The sequence below is a fragment of the Labilithrix sp. genome (genome assembly GCA_019637155.1).
Classification (GTDB): domain Bacteria; phylum Myxococcota_A; class Polyangia; order Polyangiales; family Polyangiaceae; genus Labilithrix.
Genome location: JAHBWE010000006.1, coordinates 399,098 through 414,017, shown reverse-complemented (window position 1 = coordinate 414,017; position 14,920 = coordinate 399,098). Strand labels below are relative to the sequence as shown.

General features: G+C 70.5%; 15 protein-coding genes. 5 read left to right on the top strand and 10 right to left on the bottom strand.

Annotation, left to right across the window (positions count from 1 at the left end):
- Positions 1-63: 63 nt before the first annotated feature.
- The 7 genes from KF837_15355 to KF837_15325 all read right to left on the bottom strand — a co-directional run bounded on the left by KF837_15355 (position 64) and on the right by KF837_15325 (position 7,876).
- Positions 64-615: a hypothetical protein gene (locus KF837_15355; protein ID MBX3228696.1), complete on the bottom strand. Its 552-nt coding sequence runs from the start codon at positions 613-615 to the stop codon at positions 64-66.
- Positions 616-624: 9 nt separating this feature from the next.
- Complete coding sequence (gene ettA / locus KF837_15350) at positions 625-2,301, bottom strand: energy-dependent translational throttle protein EttA (GenBank protein MBX3228695.1); 1,677 nt, start codon at positions 2,299-2,301, stop codon at positions 625-627.
- Positions 2,302-2,328: 27 nt separating this feature from the next.
- Positions 2,329-2,760, bottom strand: coding sequence for a YciI family protein (locus KF837_15345; protein MBX3228694.1), 432 nt, complete (start codon positions 2,758-2,760; stop codon positions 2,329-2,331).
- 272 nt (positions 2,761-3,032) lie between these two features.
- Complete coding sequence (locus KF837_15340) at positions 3,033-3,716, bottom strand: hypothetical protein (GenBank protein MBX3228693.1); 684 nt, start codon at positions 3,714-3,716, stop codon at positions 3,033-3,035.
- A 76-nt stretch (positions 3,717-3,792) separates the two neighbouring features.
- Positions 3,793-4,470 carry a hypothetical protein gene (locus tag KF837_15335; GenBank protein ID MBX3228692.1) on the bottom strand — a complete coding sequence of 226 codons (678 nt, stop codon included), beginning with the start codon at positions 4,468-4,470 and terminating at the stop codon, positions 3,793-3,795.
- Between the two features lie 470 nt (positions 4,471-4,940).
- The gene (locus KF837_15330; GenBank protein ID MBX3228691.1) at positions 4,941-6,620 is read right to left on the bottom strand and encodes a delta-60 repeat domain-containing protein; all 1,680 of its coding nucleotides are present in this window, start codon (positions 6,618-6,620) and stop codon (positions 4,941-4,943) included.
- Positions 6,617-7,876: a TCR/Tet family MFS transporter gene (locus KF837_15325; protein MBX3228690.1), complete on the bottom strand. Its 1,260-nt coding sequence runs from the start codon at positions 7,874-7,876 to the stop codon at positions 6,617-6,619. The genes KF837_15330 and KF837_15325 overlap by 4 nt, the downstream gene beginning before the upstream one ends.
- Between KF837_15325 and KF837_15320 the strand changes: the two genes are divergently transcribed.
- Positions 7,866-8,060 carry a hypothetical protein gene (locus tag KF837_15320; protein ID MBX3228689.1) on the top strand — a complete coding sequence of 65 codons (195 nt, stop codon included), beginning with the start codon at positions 7,866-7,868 and terminating at the stop codon, positions 8,058-8,060. The two genes, KF837_15325 and KF837_15320, sit on opposite strands and share 11 nt — an antisense overlap.
- Before the next feature lie 312 nt (positions 8,061-8,372).
- On the opposite strand, the gene KF837_15315 is transcribed toward KF837_15320, so the two are convergent.
- Together KF837_15315 and KF837_15310 are read right to left on the bottom strand one after the other, a co-directional pair.
- Positions 8,373-9,359: a hypothetical protein gene (locus tag KF837_15315; GenBank protein MBX3228688.1), complete on the bottom strand. Its 987-nt coding sequence runs from the start codon at positions 9,357-9,359 to the stop codon at positions 8,373-8,375.
- Between the two features lie 66 nt (positions 9,360-9,425).
- Positions 9,426-9,860: a hypothetical protein gene (locus KF837_15310; protein ID MBX3228687.1), complete on the bottom strand. Its 435-nt coding sequence runs from the start codon at positions 9,858-9,860 to the stop codon at positions 9,426-9,428.
- Between the two features lie 163 nt (positions 9,861-10,023).
- On the opposite strand from KF837_15310, the gene KF837_15305 reads away from it, so the two are divergent.
- The 3 genes from KF837_15305 to KF837_15295 are packed head-to-tail and all read left to right on the top strand — an operon-like array spanning position 10,024 to position 13,605.
- Positions 10,024-11,931, top strand: coding sequence for a beta-propeller domain-containing protein (locus tag KF837_15305; GenBank protein ID MBX3228686.1), 1,908 nt, complete (start codon positions 10,024-10,026; stop codon positions 11,929-11,931).
- Positions 11,932-11,944: 13 nt separating this feature from the next.
- Positions 11,945-12,337 carry a hypothetical protein gene (locus KF837_15300; protein MBX3228685.1) on the top strand — a complete coding sequence of 131 codons (393 nt, stop codon included), beginning with the start codon at positions 11,945-11,947 and terminating at the stop codon, positions 12,335-12,337.
- On the top strand, positions 12,334-13,605 hold the full coding sequence (locus KF837_15295; GenBank protein ID MBX3228684.1) for a sigma-70 family RNA polymerase sigma factor: 1,272 nt from the start codon (positions 12,334-12,336) through the stop codon (positions 13,603-13,605). The genes KF837_15300 and KF837_15295 overlap by 4 nt, the downstream gene beginning before the upstream one ends.
- Positions 13,606-13,656: 51 nt before the next feature.
- Here KF837_15295 and KF837_15290 read toward each other — a convergent pair whose 3' ends face one another.
- Complete coding sequence (locus tag KF837_15290) at positions 13,657-14,415, bottom strand: hypothetical protein (protein ID MBX3228683.1); 759 nt, start codon at positions 14,413-14,415, stop codon at positions 13,657-13,659.
- A 124-nt stretch (positions 14,416-14,539) separates the two neighbouring features.
- Between KF837_15290 and KF837_15285 the strand changes: the two genes are divergently transcribed.
- Positions 14,540-14,917, top strand: a complete 378-nt coding sequence (locus tag KF837_15285; protein ID MBX3228682.1) for a hypothetical protein — start codon at positions 14,540-14,542, stop codon at positions 14,915-14,917.
- Positions 14,918-14,920 lie beyond the last annotated feature (3 nt).

Genomic DNA, 14,920 nt, shown 5'->3' with positions numbered 1-14,920 from the left:
GACGCAAGCACCGGCCCGGACTGTAAACCCGCCCCGTTTTTTTTTTCGCGAGGAGCTAGGAGCTCAGACCTCGGCGAAGAGCCGATCGAGCTCCGCGTCCGAGAGATCGCGCGTGTTCTTGCGGATCCCCTCCGTGAGCTCCTCGTGGCTCGTCCCCTTCTCTTCCATGAACGCCGCGGCGCACTTCGGATGCAGGTACCCCGCGCCCTTCTGCATCGTCATCCCGCGCTCGATCTCGCGCTCGAACGCGACGCGGAGCTCCCCCTTCGCGATGTTCTCCTGACAGGCCTGGCACCGCGCGCGCCCGGTGGGCGCCTTGTCGGCGTGCGGGAACGGCGGCGGCTTCTTCGCGTCCGCCTCCGCCATGAGCTTCTCCAGCTCCGCACGCTGCTCCGCGGGCACGGCCACCTCGAACGCCGGCAGCGTCGCGCGGAGCTCGTCCGACTTCGACCCGGCCGCGCACGCGAGGTGATGCCACCGGAAGGTGGTGTCCCCCGCGTCGCCGAACGCGTTCTCGGTCTCCTCGCCGAAGCGCAGCTCCCCCTTCGCGATCGGCTTCCGGCACGTCCGGCAGCCCGCGCGTCCCGACTTCGCCTCTTCGATCGTGTGCGCCATGTCTCGCCCCTACATCGCTCCGAGCTTCTTGAACTTCCCCTTCGGCCCCTTCTCCGACGTCGTGCCGAGGCGCTTCTGGCGGTCTTCTTCGTACGCCTGGTAGTTGCCGTCGAAGAACGTGACCTTCCCGTCCCCCTCGAACGCGAGCATGTGCGTCGCGATGCGATCGAGGAACCAGCGATCGTGGCTGACGACGACGACGCAGCCGGGGAACCCGAGCAGCGCGCTCTCGAGCGCCTGGAGCGTCTCGACGTCGAGGTCGTTCGTCGGCTCGTCGAGGAGGATGAGGTTCCCGCCCTCCTTCAACAAACGTGCAAGATGCACGCGGTTCCGCTCCCCGCCGGAGAGGTCCTTCACCTTCTTCTGCTGGTCGGACCCCTTGAAGTTGAACCACGAGCAATACGCGCGCGAGTTCACCTCGCGCTTGCCGAGCTCCACCGTCGGGTTGCCGCCGGAGATCACCTCCCACACCGACTTGTCGCCCTGGAGCGCGTCGCGCGACTGATCGACGTACGAGACCTTCACCGTCTCCCCGACCTTGAGCGTCCCCGCGTCCGGCTTCTCCTGGTCGACGAGCATCTTGAAGAGCGTCGTCTTGCCGGCGCCGTTCGGCCCGATCACGCCGACGATCCCGGCGCGCGGCAGGATGAAGGAGAGGTCGTCGACGAGCAGGCGATCGCCGAAGCCCTTCTTGAGGTGCTCCGCGACGATGACGGTGTCGCCGAGGCGCGGCCCCGGCGGCAGCGTGATCTCGGTCTCGCTGATCTGCTTCGACGTCGACTCCGCGAGGAGCTGGTCGTACGCGGCGAGGCGCGCCTTGCTCTTCGCCTGCCGCGCGCGCGGCGAGGCCCGCACCCACTCGAGCTCCTGCTTCAGCTTCCGCTGCCGCGCGGACTCCTGCTTCTCCTGCTGCGCGAGCCGCGCCGACTTCTGCTCCAACCACCCCGAGTAGTTGCCCTCGAACGGGTACCCCTTGCCGTGATCGAGCTCGAGGATCCACCCCGCGACGTTGTCGAGGAAGTAGCGGTCGTGCGTGACCGCCACCACCGTCCCGGTGTACTCGTGCAAGAAGCGCTCGAGCCACGCGACCGACTCGGCGTCGAGGTGGTTGGTCGGCTCGTCGAGCAGCAGCATGTCGGGCCGCGAGAGCAGCAAGCGACACAGCGCGACGCGCCGCTTCTCGCCGCCGGAGAGGTGTTTGATCTCGGCGTCCTTGGGTGGCACGTTGAGCGCCTCCATCGCGAGTGACACGTGGCGATCGAGGTTCCACGCGTCGGCGGCGTCGAGCTTGTCCTGCAGCTGCCCCTGCTCTTCGAGCAGCTTCGACATCGCGTCGTCGTCCATCGGCTCGCCGAGCTTCGTGGAGATCTCCTCGAAGCGCGTGATGAGGTCCTGCGTCTCCTTCACGCCCTCGCTCACGGCCTCCCAGACCGTCTTCGCGCTCCCGAGCTCGGGCTCTTGCGCGAAGTAACCGATGCGGGTCCCCGGGTGCGGCTTCGCTTCTCCGCCGAACGTCTTGTCGACGCCGGCCATGATGCGGAGGAGCGAGCTCTTGCCCGACCCGTTCGCGCCGATCACGCCGATCTTCGCGCCCGGATAGAAGGCGAGATGGATGTTCTCGAGGACACGCTTGTCGGGCGGGTGGACCTTCGTCACCGCCTGCATGGTGAAGATGAACTCGGGCATGGCGGCCGCGAGCCTAGCGCACCGCGCTCAGCGCTGCTGCTGCTTCTCGATCTCGCGGCGGAGCTGCTCCTCGTGGTCACGGATCTTGCCGTCGGGGTCGACGGGCGCGAAGTCCTCGGCCTCGTGGACCTGTCGGATCTCGAGCGTGGCGCCCTCTCCGAACGGCGCGCGGCTCATCCACGCGATGCACTCCTCCTTCGATTTCACCTGGAGGATCCAGAACCCGGCGACGAGCTCTTTCGACTCGGTGAAGGGCCCGTCTTTCACGGACGACTTCCCGCCCTTCCCGAAGGTGATGCGCGCCCCCTTCGAGGACGGGTGCAGCCCTTCCCCGGCGAGCATGACGCCGGCCTTCACGAGCTCTTCGTTGAACTTCCCCATCGCCTCGAGCTCCTCCGTGGTGGGGAGCGCGCCGGCCTCGGACTCGTTGTTGGCGGGAACGATGATCATGAACTTCATGGCGAATGCCTCCTTCTGCCAAGACGACCAACGAGCCAAGCAAGGATCGACACACTCTCGATCATTTTTTTGGCGCGCACGACGGTCCTGCCTTTCGCTACGCCTTCGGTATGCGGCGTCGCGAGGCACTGCCGCTCGCTACGCCTCACGGCCGCACCGCGGTCCCCCCCTCCCCCACCGCGTCCATCCCCCAACCCCCCGCGCTCAGTCCCGTCCCCGCAAGGTCTGCCGCGCCATGCCCACGTCGCTCCAGCGTCAGTTGCTGCACGCCATCACACGCTCTGGTTGAGCCAGGGCTCGTCGGGGAGGCCGAGTTGCTCCTCGATGGAGCGTTCGATGAAGGTGGCGACCTCCTGGTGGGGGAGGTCGTCGACCAGCGCGACGGTCGTGCCGTTCTTGAGGTGCGCGATGACGCCGTAGGAGGTGCGGTTCCTCGTGCCGACCTTCTCGAGCACCGAGAGCTGGCGGAGCTCGGCGACCGGGAGCTCGACCCGGCCGCGCTGCCAGGGCCAGCGGATCGGGCCCCGCGTGGCGACGAGCCGCTCGCCGGTCATGTCGAACACGTCCGCGTTGAAGAGCGCCTCGAGGATCTGCTTGACGACGACCAGACCGGCCAGCACGTGAAAGATCGGGAGGAAGTAGATCCAGAGAGGCTGGCCGCGGAAGCTCAGATAGGCCTGCGAGAGGACCCCGAACCATAGGACGACGAAGATCGTGTTGAACACGACGCCGGCGATGCTGAATTGCCGGTAGCGAATCGTGAGCGGCGGGACCGCGCTCGCGTACGAGCGGTAGTCGGAGACGATCGCGCGCAGCGTCGGCGTTCCGGTCACGGTGACGTTCGCGGGCATCGGCGGCACCGCGCGGACGCGCGACGGCGGCGCGAACGTGAACGCGCTCTGGCAGCCCGAGCACTTGGCCGCGAGGGCGGCGATGTTGATGTCGGCCGCCGGCACGCTTCTCCCACACGACGGACATCGAATGTCGATGACGCTCATGACCTGCCCTCCACCCGGCGCCGCGATCGTACGCTCACTCGATCGCGAGGGACGCTTCGATCGGCTCCGTCTCGAACGAGCCGCGGACGCTGCCCCAACACACGGGCGGTCGACCTTCGCACCTCACGCACGCGAACGAGCCGCCGAGGGCGATCTCGGCGACGCCCTCTTGGCGCTCCACCGTCGGGCGGCGTGCCTCGCCGAAGCAGCGCGCGGCGCCGTCCGCGAGCTCGGTGCTCGATTTGTGGCGGCGACTACCGAGCGCGACGTCGACGACGTCGGAGACGCCGTCGACGTCGCGGGGGCGTTCGACGAACGCGGCGCCGGCGAGGCCGATCTGCCCCACGTCGTTCGCGCCCCAGCACCACACCTTCGCGCCCTGCACCGCGCACGCGTGATCGATGCCGGCGCCGATGCGCGTGGCGGCCGAGAGCTCCGGCAGCTCGACGAGCGGCGGCGGCGCGTCCGAGCGGAACACGCGCCCCCAGCACACGATGCGCCGATCGCGGAGCAGCGCGCACGCGTGATGGGCCGCGACCGAGAGCGCGACGGGGCCGTCGATCGCCGTCGCGACCGGCGGGCGGAGCGACTCACGCACGAGCGTGCGCCCGTCGTGCGCGGACGCGCGCCACTGTTGATCCCAGCGCCAGCACGCGACGGGCGCCGCGGGGCTCTCGGCGCAACCGAGCTCGATGCCGGCGTGCACCCGCACGCCCGCGGGGAATTGCCCGATCCGCGCGAGCGCCAGCCGGCGATCCCGGCGCGTAGGGCGCGCAGCTCAGCCAGCCGTCGGCTTCGTGCACGCAGAGCCGCGAGCCTCCCCAGATCGCGCGCACGTGCTCCGCGCACCGGACGTCGCCGCCGGCCGAGAGCTCGCAGTCGAAGACGTCGCCGCGCGCATCTTGCGTGACGTGTACACGCGTCCCCGTCGTCGGTTCGACGCGCACGAGCCGATCGCCCTCCACGATCCAGCCGCGCGCACGCGGATCGGCGAGCGGCGTCGGCCTCGCAAGATCGAGCGGCGCCCCCGACTCCGGAACCGCGTCCCAGCTCCGTCGAGGCGACCGGCAGAGCCCCCACCACGCGCGGCGCGCGCACGGGCGCCGCCGGCGGCGCAGCGCAACCGGCGAGGCACATCACGATCAGCGTCCGTGAGGCGAGCCACACGCGTGATGCCCCGCTTCAGAGCTGGTAGCGGCGGAAGACGAGGGCTCGCTCTCCCGACGCGAGCTCGCGCAGTCCCACCGTGAGGAGTCGATTTCCCGGCAGCGTCGTGATCAGCAGAGGACCGCTCTCGGTCCGCCGCGGAATGGATCCGACGACGACCGGAGCGCGGTACGGAGAGAACAAGATCCCCTGATCGCCGAAGCTCTGATCGACGCCACCGTCGAGGTGGAAGCGGGCGAGCGCTGCGGCGGACTGAAAGCTCGAGGACTTCGAGGCGGTACCGCCGACGAACAGGCCGCTCGTCGCCGCGAGGCCGGCCGTCACCGAGAGCTCCACGCCTTGCTCGACGACGAGCGCACCTCCGTCCTCACTCTTGGGGAGTGGATCGCGCACGCCCGCGGGATCCAGGACGGCGATCTGCATCCGCTTCGTGTCGCCGCCGAAGGCGAAGAGGTTCGAACCGTACGCGGCGATGGGACCCGGCGACACGTTCGAGCGCGTCGACGAGCCACCCGTCGCCAGCTTCGTGACGTTCTCGCGGTGCTGCAGGAACACGGTGTCGTCGCCCTCCACCACCATCGAGACGGACGGCACGTAGTCGCTCGCAAAGTACTTGCGACCGTAGGTGCCCCAGCTCGTCTGCTGCTGGCCGTTCGCGTCGAGGTGCGTGACGGCGAGCTCGCCCGTGTAGGGCGGAGCGCCGCCGAAATAGTGGGTGCCGACGAAGAGGTGTCCGGTCGTGGGCGAGGCCACGATGCTCTCCACGTTCCCCGCCGTGATGACGTTGGGGCCGGTGAAGAGGTCCGCCCGGCCGAGCGAGCCGAACGTCCCGTCGACCTCACCGTCCAACGCGAGCCGCGCGACGGCGTGCTTGCAGGAGCTCGCGCAATCGTAGCTGCCGCCGATCACGAGCTTGTCTCCCGTCGCCAGCAGCGCGGTGGGGATGGGCATCTTCGATGCGCTGAGCAGCGCGGTCTGCCCCATCTTGAACGACGGGTCGCGCGTTCCGTCGGGCATGAAGCGCGCGACCATGGGGGTCTTGCCGTCCCATCCGCCCACCACGATCCTCCCCGCGGGCGTGACGGTGGCGCTCAACGGAATCTGGATGTCGAGGGCGACCTCGAGCTCGCCGCCGGCGCCGAACGTCGGGTCGAGCGCGTTGTGAACGCCGGAGTCGTCTTCGGCGCGAACGTCGAGCGTGAGCGCGACCGCCGCCTCGATGGCGCCGCCGGCGCTCTCCGCGCGCACGAGCACGCTCGTGGTGGCGACGGCCGCGTCCGCCGAAGCGACGAGCTCGATCGTCGCCGTCTTCTGATCGGTGGCGAGCGTCGGCGCATCGGAGGTCACACCGAAGGGCAGGTCCGCGACGCTCAGCACGACGTCCTTCGCATGACCGCCCGTGCGCGCGCCGGTGACGGTCAGCACGACGCTGCCACCGCGGTAGAGGGCGAGCGAACGAGACGACAGCGTCAGCGTGAAGGCGGGCGTTTCGTCCGAGCCGTCGCGAGGCGCGCTCGCGTCGGGGAGGTTCGGTGCGGACGCCGCGTCTGCCTGCACGACGGGCTGCGGCTCCGGGGCTTCGTCCGTGGAGTAGGTGGTACAAGCCCACGCTCCGATCCAGAGGGCCGCGCCGATACCACCCAACGCCCCCCTGCGACCGCTCATTCGTAATCGAGCGTACCACGGCTCGCTCATGGGTTGGCCTCGCGTGGCTGGGGGCCGGCGCGGAGGACGATGAAGAGGGAGAGGACGGTGAGCGCGGCGGCGAGGAAGAAGGGGGCGCCGGGGAGGGTGTGCTCGTAGGCGCCGAAGACCTGCGTCATGAGGAGAGGGCCGGCGATGGAGGAGAGGCCCTCCGCGGCGCCGACGACGCCCTGGAGGCGGCCCTGTGCGTCGTCCGGCGTGAGCTTCGACATCCACGCGTTCATCGCCGGCATCGCGATGCCGGCGGGGGACGCGACGATGATGACGGCGAACACCATCCAGCTCTTCGTCGCGAGGCCGGTCAGGACGTAGGCCAACACGTTGAGGACCAGACCCAGGAGCGAGGCGTTGCGCTCGCCGAGCTTCTTCGTCGCGAGGCCGACGAGGAGGGCCTGGCAGATCGTGTTGCTGATACCGTAGACCGCGAGCGAGATGCCGATCATGCGCGGGCTCCAGCCGAACTCCGCCGTCGTCCAGAACGACCAGATCGCGGGGTACACCGCGCCGCCGAGGAAGAGCACGAAGAGCGAGATCGCGAGCACGCGGACGTGGGGGCCGCCGGGGACGTTCGCGATCGCGCCGAAGGGGTGCACCTGCGAGAGCCGCAGCGGCTTGCGCCGCTCCTTCGGGTGCGTCTCCGGCAGGAAGACCAGGCCGTAGACGAAGTTCGCGAGCGAGAGGGCGGCCGCGACGTAGAACGGGACGCGCGTGCCGAGGTCGCCGAGGAGGCCGCCGATGGCGGGGCCGACGACGAAGCCGACGCCGAACGCAGCGCCGAGGAGGCCGAACGCCTTGCCGCGCTCGTCGGGCGGCGTCACGTCGGCGACGAAGGCGTTCGCGGTCGTGTACGACGCGCCGAAGAGGCCCGCCACGACGCGGCCCGCGAAGAGCCAGACGATCGAGGGCGAGAGCGCGGTCAGGATGTAGTCGATGCCGAGGCCGAGCACCGCGAAGAGGAGCACCGGCCGGCGGCCGATCGCGTCGGAGAGACCGCCGACCACCGGCGCGCAGAAGAACTGCATCGCCGCGTAGGCGAAGAAGAGCCAGCCGCCGTAGACGGCGGCGTGCGCGGGATCGGTGCCGGTGAGCTCGCGCAGCACGCCGGGCACGACCGGGATGATCAGGCCGAGGCCGACCATGTCGAGGAGGACCGTGATCCACACGAACACGAACGCGTGCTTCGTCGAGCGCGCCATCAGGGCGCAGCGCTTGTAATCCGGGCTATCCTCCGCGTCGATGGCGGACACCGCCCCGAGCGAGCGCTTCGACCTCCGCGCCCTCCGCGAGAAGCGCGCGCTCATGATGTACCCGGTCGTCGCGCTCGGCGGCGCGCTCCCGTTCCTCGCGCACGCCTTCGACGCCTACAGGACGCTCGACGTGCTCCCCGCCGCCAGCGTCGTGCCGCGGTCCGTGTCGCCGTCGTCGGCGTAGCCGCATTTTTGGTCCGTTTTTGGGCCGGCGCGGGGCGATTCGGTACGATTGAGGGTGCAGTAAATGTCGGACGAATCGAAGGAGCCCGCAGAGCCGGACGCGCCGGCGGACGAGGCGAAGGACGCCGATGAGGCGCCTCCGTCCTCGGCCGCGAAGGCGCCGACGGAGAGCGATCCCTTCGGATTGGGGCCCCGCGTCTCCGCGGGGACGGGACAAGACGGGCATTTCGATCAGCCGGCGCCGGTGGGCGCGATCTCGTCGGGGCCGTTCGAGATCTCGCGCGCGTCGTTCAGCGACAACCTCGCCGAGGACCTACCGCCCTCGACCGTCATCGCCAACGCGATGGGCCGCAACAACAAGGGGCTCCCGCTCCGCACCATCGTCGGCATCGCCGCCGGCGTGCTCGTCGTATCGGTCGGCCTCTCGCTGCTTCTGTTCCGCTAAGGCGTCGGCGACGTCGACGTTCGCCGCGACCCGCACGTTCGACGCGGCCTCCGCGAACGCGAACTTGCTCCGCTCGCGGACGACCGCGGAGTGGAGCACGTACCAGAGGACCGGGATGAACGTGATGCCGGTGATCGCGACGAGGATCGGCGGCACGAGGATGAGCAGGATGCCGGGGAGACACGAGATGCCGATCGTGATCATCCAGGCCTTCAGCCACTCGCGGTGGATCTTCAGATCGATGAGGCCCTCGAGGGTGAGGCTCCGCAGGCGCTTCGCGAAGAGGAAGCCGCAGATCGCGAGCGCGATGTGCGCGTGCCCGACGATCGCGAGCGAGACGCGGATCCACTGCGAGAAGTCCCCCGCGCTCTCGCCTCCGCCGAGGAGCTGCGTGAAGAGCCAGTGCGACGAGAGCGGGTAGAGGAACGACACGCCCGCGATCGGCAGGCCGACGCTCGCGAGCTCGAGCCCCTGCGCCCTCCGCTCGAGGCGGTGGAGCTCCGCGCGCGGATCGGTCGCGTCGATGCGCGCGAGGTCGGCGTCGAGCTGCCCCGTCAGCCGGAGCTCGGTCGTGTCGCGGCGGAGGAGGCGCGCGCCGGCCGCGAGCCCGCCGCGCGCGAGGACCCAGCCCGCCACGAGCGCGGCCGCGCTCGCGAGCAGCATGAGCGTCGGGGCCGGGCTGCGCGACTCGTCGTGCGTCCACGCCGCGCTGAACGTCATCGCCGCCGCGCCGGCGACGCCGATCGAGCCCGCGACGATGCGCGCGAGCCGGGCGCGCACGACGCGGCGGAGCGCGGGGAGGAGCGGGGCGAGCTCGGTCCGCACCTCCTTCGTCTCGGCGAGACGGAGGCCCACGATGTGCTCGTAAGCGGAGCGATAGGCCGTCACTCCTTCAAAGATGCCCTTCCGCGGGCGAACGGTCTAGTTGCAGCGGCCGCTGACGCACTTCGACGAAGGGCCGCAGTCGGAGCCTTCCGTGCAGGGTGAGCCGCTCGCGTTCTCGTAGCAGGTGTCGACCGTGCAGTGCGCGCGCGGTCCGCAGTGCTTGTTCTCGGTGCAGGGGACGCCGGCCTCGTTCGAGTAGCACTGACCTCGCGTGCAGTGCGCCTTGCTCCCGCAGTCGCCCTGATCGTCGGTCGAGCACGGGCACCCCGCCTGGTTGGCGAAGCACTGGCCGCCGGTGCAGTGGAGGTTCGGCCCGCAGTCGGACGCCTCGCGGCAGGCGCGCTCCCCGATCGTCGGGCACTCCGCCGTCGTCGGCTCCGCCGCGCCGGGGAGCTCCTCGTGGCGGCACGCGGACGTCACGACGATCGCCGTCAGGCAGGCGATCGACGTCAGGACCCTCCGCGCACGCATGTCCCTCTCACCATCGCCCGAACGCCCGCTTTTGGGCAAAGGCCCGGACATCCGGGCCCGCGGCGCGACAGCCACGCCAGAGGTCGCGCCGCGCGATCGCGCGTCATTTTCCCTGAGATCGCGCGATTTCCAGAGTGGATCGCGCCTTGCGATGAGGTCCGGCATGCTCGTCAGCCGCTCCTTCGCGCTTCGCCTCGCCCCCGTCGTCCTCACCGCCCTCGCCGCCGTCGCCTGCGGCGAGGACTCGTCGTCGGGCTCGACGTACGCCGGCAGTCCGAGAGCGAGCGCGCCCAGCGACAGCGAAAACACCAGCAGCTCCGGCGGCGCCCTGCCCTCGGGCCAGCAGCAGACCTCGCCCGTCGACGACGGCGCGGCCCAGCGCGCGATCGCGGAGGCCGACATCGTCCAGATCCAGAACGGCCGCCTCTACGCGCTCTCGAAGACGGGGTCGCTCTCGATCATCGACGTGTCGAAGCCGAACCAGCTCACGATGCTCGGGCAGGCGTACCTCCCCGGCGAGCCGTTCGAGATGTACCTGACCGGCGACCGCCTCACGCTGATGATGAACGGCGTCTACTCGCAGACCGGTCAGATCGTCCCCGCGTCGAGCGAAGGCGTCGCGTACCAGCCGCCGGGGGTGAACTCGAGCGCGGGCATCCTCGTCGTCGACGTGCGCGATCCCGGCCTCATGCAGCGCGTCGGCACGTTCGCGGTGCCCGGCACGATCGCGGACTCGCGCCTCGCGGGCGACGTGCTCTACGTCGTGACGTACCAGAACCAGGGCTGCTGGAGCTGCGCGTCGAAGAACAGCACCGTCGTCACGAGCTTCGATCTCAGCGCGGGGACGGAGGCGAAAGAGGTCGCTCAGATCGCGTTCGGCAACACGAGCTACGGCAACACGCCCGACGTGAAGCGCAGCATCATCTTCGGCAACGGCCACCTCTGGGTGGGCGGGCCTTCCGGGAGCGCGGGCGCGATCGACCTCGTCGACGTGAGCGACGCCGGCGGCAAGCTCGAGAAGGGCGCGCACATCGAGACGGCGGGCCCGATCCTGAGCCGCTGGCAGATGAGCGAGAAGGACGACGTGCTCCGCGTCATCTCGCAGGTCGGCAACGCGACCGGCGCGACCTACGGCGATCCGCAGGTCCAGACCTTCCAGGTGTGGAGCGCGCGGTCGGTGCAGACGATGGCGAAGGTGGGGCTCCAGCTCCCGCGTCCGGAGAGCCTCAAGGCAGTGCGCTTCGACGCCGATCGCGCGTACGCGATCACCTTCGAGCGCACGGACCCGCTCTTCATCATCGACCTCTCCGATCCGATGAACCCGCAGCAGCGCGGCGAGCTCGAGATGCCGGGCTACGTCGTGCACCTCGAGCCGCGCGGCGACCGCCTCATCGGCCTCGGCGTCGACGAGCGTGACAGCGTGGGTCAGCTCAACGTCTCGCTCTTCGACGTCTCGAACATGGACACTCCGCGCATGCTGTCCCGCGTCTCCTTCGGCGGCGGCGGCTGGACGCGCAACGAGCAGATCCAGCAGACGATCCTGCCCGAGGATCAGGATCGCCTCCAGAAGGCCTTCAAGATCAACGACGGCGGGCTCATCACGATCCCCTACTCGAACCCGAGCTACGGCACGTGCGCGACGGGCGGCGGCGTCCAGCTCGTCGACTGGAAGGGCGACGCGTTCACGAAGCAGGCGCTCCTCCCCGTCGCGGGCAACCCGCGCCGCGCGATCGTGAACCAGGAGCAGCTCATCGCGGTCTCGGACTCGAACGTCACGTCGTTCGACCTCAAGTCCCGCTACGCCGCGAGCAAGACGGCCGACCTCGTCATCGGCACGTGCGAGCTCCGCACCGCGAGCGGCGACGTGCCGGTCAACAGCGGCTGGAACCAGACCCCGAACCAGAGCAACGACTACCCTCGTCACGGCTACTACTACGACGAAGACCGCGGCGCGTTCGCGTGCAGCACGACGCAGCGTCCCGCCGCGCCCGCCGGCTGGCTGACCTTCGCCGCGGTCGGCCTCGCGGTCGGCGCGCTCGCTCGTCGTCGTGCGTCTCGCCGCGCATCGTGACAGACTCCATGGGGTGAAGCTCCCGCTCGCGACCGCCGTGCTGTCGAGCACGCCGCCGCCGGCTCCTACGCTCTGCGTCCTGCGCGTCGACCGTGTGTTCGACGCGAGCGAGCAGCCGCGTCTCCCGAACGACGACCTGCCGGACACGAGCTACGTGCCCACGCCGGCGATCGATCGGTGGGAGGTGACGATCGACGGGGAGCAGGTCACGCTCGTCACCGAGGCGCTGCGGCTCGAGGGGCGCGAGACCTCGAACGTGTTCGGGGAGCGGCGCTTCGAGATCACGAGCGGCGCGCCGAAGGGCGGCCGCTTCGTGGTCCACGGGGTCGACGCCGAGCTGACGCTCTTCGGAGGCAACGAGCCGGTCGCGTCGAGCGAGCGCGGCAAGCTGGTCCCCCGCCCGTGAGCGCGACGGAGACGCAGGCTCGCGCGCGCATCGACGCGGTGTTCCGCATCGAGTGGTCGAAGCTCGTCGCCGGCCTCGCGCGCTTGCTGAAGGGCGACGTCGGACGCGCGGAGGAGCTCGCAGAGGACGCGTTCGTCGCGGCGCTCGAGACGTGGCCGCAGGGCGGGATCCCCGATCGACCGGGCGCGTGGCTGATGCAGGCGGCGAAGAACCGCGCCCTCAACGCGCTCGATCACGCGAAGCGGGTCGGGCGCAAGGAGGGCGAGATCACGCGCGCGCTCGAGGACCGCCAGGAGCGCGCGGCGGAGGCGATCGAGGCCGCGGCCGACGACGACGTCGGCGACGACCTACTCCGCCTCGTCTTCGCCTCGTGCCACCCGGCGCTCTCTCCCGACGCCCGCGTCGCCCTCACGCTGCGCGTCCTCGGCGGCCTCACGACCGAGGAGATCGCGCGCGCGTTCGTGGTCCCGGAGCCCACCATCGCGCAGCGCATCGTCCGCGCGAAGCGCACGCTCGCGGAGAGCGGCGCGCCGTTCGAGGTGCCGCGCGGCAAGGAGCTCGCGGAGCGGCTCGCGTCGGTGCTCGAGGTCGTCTACCTGATCTTCAACGAGGGCTACGCCGCGACCGCGGGCGGCGACTGGATGCGACCCGCGCTCTGCGAGGACGCGCTGCGCCTCGGCCGCGTCCTCGCGGAGCTGGTCCCGCGCGAGGCCGAGGTGCACGGCCTCGTCGCGCTGATGGAGATCCAGGCCTCGCGCGTGGGCGCCCGCACCGGCCCGAACGGCGAGCCGATCCCGCTCTTCGAGCAGAAGCGCGCGCGGTGGGACCGCCTCTTGATCCAGCGCGGCCTCGCGGCGCTCGCGCGAGGCGAGGCGCTCGGCGGCGCGCGCGGACCTTACCTGCTCCAGGCCGCGATCGCGGCGTGCCACGCGCGCGCGGGCGCGCCCGAGGCGACGGACTGGCGGCGCATCGTCGGCTACTACGACGAGCTCGCGGAGCTGACGCGCTCGCCGATCGTGGAGCTGAATCGCTCCGTCGCCGTCGCGATGGCGGACGGCCCCGCCGCGGGCCTCGCGCTCGCCGACGCGGTCGCCGCGAGCGGCGCGCTCGACGGGTATCACCTGCTCCCCGCCGTGCGCGCCGACTTCCTCACGAAGCTCGCGCGCTTCGACGAAGCCCGCGCGGAGCTGGGGCGCGCGGCGAAGCTCGCGACGAACGAGCGCGAGCGGGCTCTGCTGCTCGAGCGCGCGGCGAAGCTGGAGAGATAACCAGACTATTTTTGTGGGCCTCGCACTGGCCATGCAGAAGCGACGGCGCGGTCAGTTCCCGAAGCACATGGGGTCGTGCTTCTCGTCGCAGTGGACCTTCTTCTCGACCTTCGGCGGCGCGGGCGGGACGGCGCCGGTTCCCCTGGTTGGCCGCGACGGCGTGCGTGGGGGCGCGGGCGCGGGGGGCGCGGAGAGGTCCGCGATCCGATCTTCGAGCGCGGTCTTGTTCTTCTCGAGCGCGGCGATGTACTTCCGCTGCTCTTCGATCTTGTGGTCCGCGTCGCTCGCGTGTTGCTCCGCCGTCCCGGCGCGGAGCTCGAGCTCCGCGATGCGGCGCTCGCTGGTCGGCCCCGTCACGGCGAAGTGCACGATCGCCGTGACGACGAGCATGATCGCGCCGCCTGTGCCGGTCGCGCCGAGGAGCGCGCCGAGGCTCGGCGACGCGGGCGTCTTCGCGCGGAGGCCGGCGAGCTCCAGCTCGTGGCGGCGCTCGCGTTCGCGCTCCTCCGCGCGCATGCGCGCGTCGACCTCGATCCGCGCCTGCTCGACGCGCGCCTTCTGCATCGCCTCGAGCTCGGCGAGCTCCCTCATCTTCTTGATGCGCTCCGCCTCCGCCGCCGCCGCCTCCGCGTGAGCCCTCGCCTCCGCGTCGGCCTTCGCGCGGCGCGCGGCCTCCACCTTCGCCGCTTCGTTCGCGGCTTCGTTCGCCGCTTCGTCGCGCCTCTGTTCGGCGACGCGCTCGTCCTCGAGCTTCTGGAGCTCCCCGAGCGAGAACTGGACGCTGTTCTCGTTCTGCGCCGGCGTCTTCATCGTCGTCGTTCCTTCTCTTCGCAGCGGACGCGCCACGAACGACGTTCTGACAGCGGTCGATTTCTTTCCTTGGGGAAGAATCGGCGGCCTTGCGGCGCGGGGCGCCGGAGGTCACGATGAACGAGTGAAGTCCCCGCGCTGGCTCGGCTCCGCCTGCGGCACGTTCGTCGTCGCGGCGATGCTGGGCTGCAACGCGATCGTCGGCAACGAGGACATCGAGTACTTCCAAGACAGCACCGTCGGCGACGACGACGACGACGATGACACCACCACCACGAGCAGCAGCTCCTCGTCGACCTCGTCCGGCACGACCTCCTCGAGCTCCGCATCCTCGAGCAGCGGCTTCAGCACGAGCAGCTCGAGCGGCACGAGCGGCGGCACCGACGCCGGCGTCGACAGCAGCATCGGCGACGCCGGCGGCGCCGACGTCAGCGCGAGCAGCTCCACGTCGTCAGGCGGCACCTCCTCGGGCGGCGGCTCCAGCGCGTCCTCGGGCGGATAGCTT

Excerpts from the sequence above, each read along its gene's own strand:
- KF837_15355 (MBX3228696.1), bottom strand. The coding sequence starts at position 615 with ATGGCGCACACGATCGAAGAGGCGAAGTCGGGACGCGCGGGCTGCCGG.
- ettA (MBX3228695.1), bottom strand. The coding sequence starts at position 2,301 with ATGCCCGAGTTCATCTTCACCATGCAGGCGGTGACGAAGGTCCACCCG.
- KF837_15345 (MBX3228694.1), bottom strand. The coding sequence starts at position 2,760 with ATGAAGTTCATGATCATCGTTCCCGCCAACAACGAGTCCGAGGCCGGC.
- KF837_15330 (MBX3228691.1), bottom strand. The coding sequence starts at position 6,620 with ATGAGCGAGCCGTGGTACGCTCGATTACGAATGAGCGGTCGCAGGGGG.
- KF837_15320 (MBX3228689.1), top strand. The coding sequence starts at position 7,866 with ATGGCGGACACCGCCCCGAGCGAGCGCTTCGACCTCCGCGCCCTCCGC.
- KF837_15310 (MBX3228687.1), bottom strand. The coding sequence starts at position 9,860 with ATGCGTGCGCGGAGGGTCCTGACGTCGATCGCCTGCCTGACGGCGATC.
- KF837_15305 (MBX3228686.1), top strand. The coding sequence starts at position 10,024 with ATGCTCGTCAGCCGCTCCTTCGCGCTTCGCCTCGCCCCCGTCGTCCTC.
- KF837_15290 (MBX3228683.1), bottom strand. The coding sequence starts at position 14,415 with ATGAAGACGCCGGCGCAGAACGAGAACAGCGTCCAGTTCTCGCTCGGG.